3 protein-coding genes are annotated in these 5,838 nt (G+C 44.8%); all 3 read right to left on the bottom strand.

From position 1 onward, the window contains the following. Positions 1-185 precede the first annotated feature (185 nt). The 3 genes from ACOJS8_RS14830 to ACOJS8_RS14820 all read right to left on the bottom strand — a co-directional run bounded on the left by ACOJS8_RS14830 (position 186) and on the right by ACOJS8_RS14820 (position 5,740). A complete protein-coding gene (locus ACOJS8_RS14830; protein ID WP_420149322.1) occupies positions 186-860 on the bottom strand; it encodes a TMEM175 family protein in 675 nt (224 codons plus the stop codon). 411 nt (positions 861-1,271) lie between these two features. After that, positions 1,272-2,633: a sigma-54-dependent transcriptional regulator gene (locus ACOJS8_RS14825; protein ID WP_420149321.1), complete on the bottom strand. Its 1,362-nt coding sequence runs from the start codon at positions 2,631-2,633 to the stop codon at positions 1,272-1,274. Positions 2,634-2,650: 17 nt separating this feature from the next. Continuing rightward, a complete protein-coding gene (locus ACOJS8_RS14820) occupies positions 2,651-5,740 on the bottom strand; it encodes a sigma-54 interaction domain-containing protein (protein ID WP_420149320.1) in 3,090 nt (1,029 codons plus the stop codon). Between the last annotated feature and the right edge of the window lie 98 nt (positions 5,741-5,838).

The raw sequence follows: 5,838 nt of genomic DNA, 5'->3' as shown, positions 1-5,838 counted from the left end.
AAAAATTAAACATGGGTGCTTTTGGCCTTCTGATTAAGTAAGAATCTCATGTATCCATACTTGTGATTGATGATATCTTAAGGTTCTTCCTTCGTCAGAAGGACAAAAACCACTCTACTAAAAGTTTAAACAGGCGACTGTTCATTTCAATTTCTAAAGGGACAAAATAGTCAGCTGACACCCGTTTATTTCGAGTTCTCGTTTTCAGTCTGGTTCTTCGAAACCGCTTTCTCGACATTGGCAGGGGCACCTGTCGGGGTTTGGGTGGTAAGCAAGACATAAGACAATTGTCCCAGAAGAAATAAAACCAAACTTACCGTTGTATTCAGGTATGAGGCTGCAAGAGCAATAAAAAAGAAGACGACCTGAATGATCATTCTTTTTTTTGTAATGGATACAATACGATTATCGAGTTTTGGATCGATCAGGCGATGGTTGTACGTAGCATACCACCACTGACCATAAAAAGCCAGCAATACCGCAATTAGATTACACCCATAGATCAAGACAGAGAATTGGCTCAACTTTTTCTCACTCAGTAAGGCTGCCGAAAACGGGATCAGGGCAACAAACATGAGCAGGATGATGTTGAGCCACAGATGGATACGGGTTGTATGCTTGATAAAATAAAATTGTGAGTGGTGCCCTGTCCAATAGATACCCAAAATGAGAAAGCTGACGGTATAGGGGAAAAGCTTAGCGAGGATTGGCTGAAACTGCTCCCAGAATTCCTGACCCTGACCGGCCGATTCTTTGACATCCAGCACCAGCAGCGTCATGGCTATGCCAAACACGCCATCAGCTAGCGCTTTGATCCGATCAGTTTTAAATCCTTTGTTGCTGTCGTCTGCCTGGTCCATTTTTTTATGGTAAATGATTTCTGGTCAAGGTCTTTCTGAACTACTGACAAGACTACGACCCAGGTTTTTTTATCAATGAAGCCCCAAGGTAGCTGCTTTGGAAACTGGCAAACGCTTTCGATAACGATAGTCTGTATACGCAATAATTAAAAACGAAGAACTAGCGCAACGATCAAAAGAATCCATCCTTTTTCACAACTCTTGTGAAGAATTATTTGATAAACTATCAGGCGTATACAAGCTTGACTATTAATAGAAAACCAAAACTCATGCCACACCTACAAATTACTCAATTTCAACAACTTATCTCTATAAAAATAATAATAAAATCACGATATACCGTTAACGTCGTCAAAACAGCTATATATCGTTTAAGTAGCAAGCTGCCGAAAGAAGAATTAACAACTACGCCTATATTCCCAGCTTTTTCATTCTGGATTTGAGCGTCGACGCGTTTATTTCCAACAGCTCGGCTGCGCCCCCCGGACCGTAAATTTTCCAGTTGCATTGCCGAAGGGCGGCCAGAATATGATCGCGTTCGTTTTCGGTTATGGTTTTAACTTTTTGATCGTCCTGGGTTCCTTTCGCAGGCTGGCTGGTTGGAATCTGTACTTCCCTGATCTCATCTCCCTGACACAGCAGTATAGCCCGGGTAATCAGGTTTTCCAGTTCACGCACATTGCCAGGCCAGTGATAGCTGATCAGTGTTTTTTTTACTTCTTCGGAAAATCCCCTGATCGGTTTACCAAGCCGAACGGTCTGGACCTCTAGAAAATGCGTAGCCAGGTGAATGATATCGGTCTTTCGCTCCCGCAGCGGGGGAAGTTGCACGGGAAAAACATTTAGCCGGTAATAGAGATCAAGGCGAAATTTCCCGTTGGCCATTTCCTCTTCCAGATTCCGGTTTGTAGCGGCAACGATCCGGATATCAACTTTTCTTCGTTTACCACCGATGGGTTCTATTTCCATTTCCTGTAAAACGCGCAGGAATTTTACCTGTAAATCGAGCGGTAGCTCTCCGATTTCATCCAGGAAGAGCGTGCCACCATTGGCCTGCTCAAACTTACCGATCCTTTTATCGACAGCGCCTGTAAACGCTCCTTTCTCATGCCCAAACAGTTCCGATTCGATTAGATTCGGGGGTAGTGTTGCACAATCCACGATTACGAACTTACTGGTATGACGGGTTGAAAGTTCATGAATCGATCTGGCTATCAACTCCTTGCCCGTACCGCTTTCTCCCAGCAATAGAACGGGAACATTCGTAGCGGCAACGGTTCCGAGTTCACGTAATACGGCCTGAAGCGCTTCACTAGTGCCAACAATCTTTTTAAACTCCCGGCTTCGGGCGGCTGTTACAACGGAATCTTTCTGCGTGCCAGTGCTTTCCTTCACGATGGCCTTCTGGCTATGATGGTACCAGGCTATATCCAGCATAGCCAGCACGTCACGTTCCCGAAACGGCTTAATGAGGAACCCGTACGGACCTGTCAGCTTAGCCGCCGTAAAAACACGCTTATCCGAGTTGGCCGATAAGTAAACAAAAGCGATGCCTCGGGCTTTCAGGATGTGCGCTAAATCAATGCCTGTCCGCTCGCCTTTTAAAAATATATCCAGCAACACAAGGTCCGGCACCTGCCTCTCGATGATATCCAGTGCATCGTCTACCGACCGGGCAATGGGCAGGACATGGTAATCGGCCTTCAACAGAATAAGTTTAAGGTTGTTGGCTTCGATAAATTGATCCTCAACAATTAATAAGGTATCCTGCATAATAGTTACTGACTGATCTAGAAACGTATGTCCTGTTTGCCAAGATTTAGTTTCTTCATTTTTGAATTAAGCGTACTAGGGGGAATTCCTAATAACGTAGCAGCCCCGTTCTGTCCATGAATCTTACCCCGACACAGTTTAATTATGTGCATAATATGAGCCCGTTCGCTTTCGTAGAGCGTCATGATTTTTTTATCAGAATATATACTTCGTTCGTCTAGCGCTGGCGTGGTTTTTGGTATATCCACCATTTTCAACGTATCACCTCGGGTGAGTAATACACTCCGTTCGATCGTATGCTCCAGTTCCCGAATGTTGCCGGGCCAATGATAACGCTGCATTTCACGAAGTACACTACTATTTAGTGACTTTATTTCCTTACCGGCTTTAGCTGCGTATTTGGTTATAAAGTGATTTGCCAATAAGGAAACATCGGCTATTCGGTCGCGCAGAGGTGGTAATCGAATCGGAAAAATATTGATCCGGTAATACAGGTCACTACGGAAATTTCCCAGGGCTACTTCCTTTTCGAGATTTCGATTGGTAGCCACGATAACCCGAACGTCGACTTTGATCGACGCTTTTCCGCCAACCCGTTCGATTTCCTTTTCCTGCAAGACTCGTAATAGTTTCCCCTGAAGCTCTAACGGCATCTCTCCGATCTCATCCAGAAACAGAGTACCCTGGTTGGCCAGCTCAAACTTCCCTATGCGTTTTTCCAGAGCGCCGGTAAAACTCCCCTTTTCGTGCCCAAATAATTCCGATTCAACCAGATTGGCGGGCAAGGCAGCACAATTCACTTTCACCATCAGTTTTGACTTACGGGGCGAATTGTCATGGACAGAACGAGCAACCAGCTCTTTACCCGTACCCGTTTCCCCCAGAATCAGGACAGTACTTTCTGTATAAGCAACCTGCTGAATCAACCTGAATACGGTCTGAATGCCGACACTGCTACCAATCATGTCTGACTTATGGGCGGGTAATTCCAACTCGTTTAATAGATGAATTTTCTCATCATCCAATCGTTCATTGTAACGCTTTATTTCCGCGAGTTGCTCCGATATCCGGTCGGTCGTAATCCTGTTGGATGCCATGATGGCCAGTTGAGAACAAATGCTGAGAAACAGATCTTCCTTCTCCCTCACAAGATCGCTACGCCTGGTAAAAAAAGTCAGTATACCAACGACTTCGTTCCCAACCCGAAGCACAGAGCCTCCCAGGTCAATCAACTGATTATCTGTTTCTTCTCTTACAAAATAACGATTATCAGGATAGGCTGATTTGAGAGCTTCTTCGCTAAAATAACTGACTCCGTTTCTGTCGATAAGAGTATCATGAATACCATCAGCGTTTCTGAACTGAGCTTCTGTATTGGTTTGAAAGCAGGGATGGCTTCTGAGCCAGGAGGTTTGGTCGAAAAGGACGGGCGATCTGTAGTGAAAATCGGGGGTTACTGACCAAAGAAGAAAGTCATCGATTCCGAAAAGCTCCGAAAGATGCTCTTTAATTATTTTGGCTAGTTTATGCCGATCCTGAACGGACGCAATGGCATTACTGAATTGAATCAATCGGTTGTTTTCTTTCTCCCGGAGCTCGTATTTTACGTTGATCATAATGTTTTGAACCGACACCGACAACTGGCTGGCGAGATCCTTAATCAACTGTAATGTACTGGCTGTAATCTCACGGTCGTGGTCAAACGCCAGTACCCAAAAGCCGAAAGCGTCACCTGCTTTGGAGAATTTAGTCTTTACGACCTGCCGGATGCCGCTATCATAATCGATTTTTAAATACTCGGGCAAGGGGTGCTGGTAAACCAGGGATTCTAAATTGAAAAGCTGGGGTTCATCACTTGACAGGACCTTATCCATAAATCCGTCGTTGATGGTTGATATACTGGTATAGGCAAACCCGATTACATCTTTAAGATTTTTTTGGATTACATCCAATAGTTCCTCGTTCGTACGGACGGAGGCAATCAGCGTTCCTAACCTGGTGATCATGTCCTGCTGGGCTATTCGCTTACGAACATCTTGCTGTTCAATTAATTGTGAGATTACGCAGGAGAACTGGGTTAAAAACAGCCTGTTTTGTGGCGTATCCAGACCTGCAATAGCGCTTTGATGCGTATAACTGAAAAACAAATACCCCTGATTACCGCCCTCAAATCCAATTGGATACACTACTTTCTGTACGATTCCGCTAGTCAGCTCCGCCTGCAGAAGGGGTGCTTTATGCGCCAAAGAACGTAACATTTCCAGGTTGTAAAGAAAAGGGCGTGGATCATTCACCGTTTTTCGGTAGCAATCATCAAACGCGGAGAAAAGTACGCCATAGACACCCTCAGGGTTTGCGTTTGTAAAGTACGCCGGTTCATGGGCTACCAGTAAACATCGACTCGTCTCACGCTCGCTTTTCAGAATAACAACGCAGGAAGCAGCCCCGAAGTGAGCCAGGATCATTTCCTGTACGATACGTTGGAGGTCAGTCAATTCCCGTACGTTCGTGAGCGCACAACTTATCCTGAATAGATTCAGCAGTTGACCATTTTTTCCCAGTACCGTCTGGCGTTCCACAGCGAGTAGATGAACGACCGCCATATTGATTGTTACGGCTAATAACTTCAGGTAGTCCACCAGGTCCGGCTGTAGACTGGATGAATCCTCAAAGAGCAGGAAAAGATTGCCTATAAAATCGTTGTTTTCCCGTAACGAGAAGGTTAGAAACATAGCGCCCTTTGCAACTGGTTTACAGAGGTATTTTTCTACTAATGACCGATGTCTGTCAACTTCTGTACTGAACTCACTAAATCCAGACAGGTCAGGGCTATCATCCATCAGAATCTCGGCTATAGAAAGTTCTTTCAGCTGTATCTGAGGGCAAAAGACGGAGTGTTCTTGGGTTAGATCATCGGTATGTAACAGGTTGTAGAGTTGGTTAGTATCCGAATCCAGAATATAAATAGCCGCCTGCGTATAGCCGATATTGGCTTGAAGCATTGTCTTAAAAATTCGTATGAGGTCGGCCCGGCGCTTAATGGTCAACAATTCCGAGGCCACTTTTTGGAGCAGTTCAGTGGAGCTTTCACCGCGAATAGTGTGCATGGTTGAGGAATTTCAGCGTTTGAACATTATCAGAATACCTGTTTTACAGAATCTGTAATAAAATTCTTGCCAAAGTATAAGTGCCTGATTTACAGTAG

It is taken from the genome of Spirosoma sp., from assembly GCF_048594605.1.
Taxonomy (GTDB): domain Bacteria; phylum Bacteroidota; class Bacteroidia; order Cytophagales; family Spirosomataceae; genus Spirosoma.
Note: the sequence above shows the minus strand (reverse complement) of the source record. Positions and strands in the feature narration are given on the sequence as shown.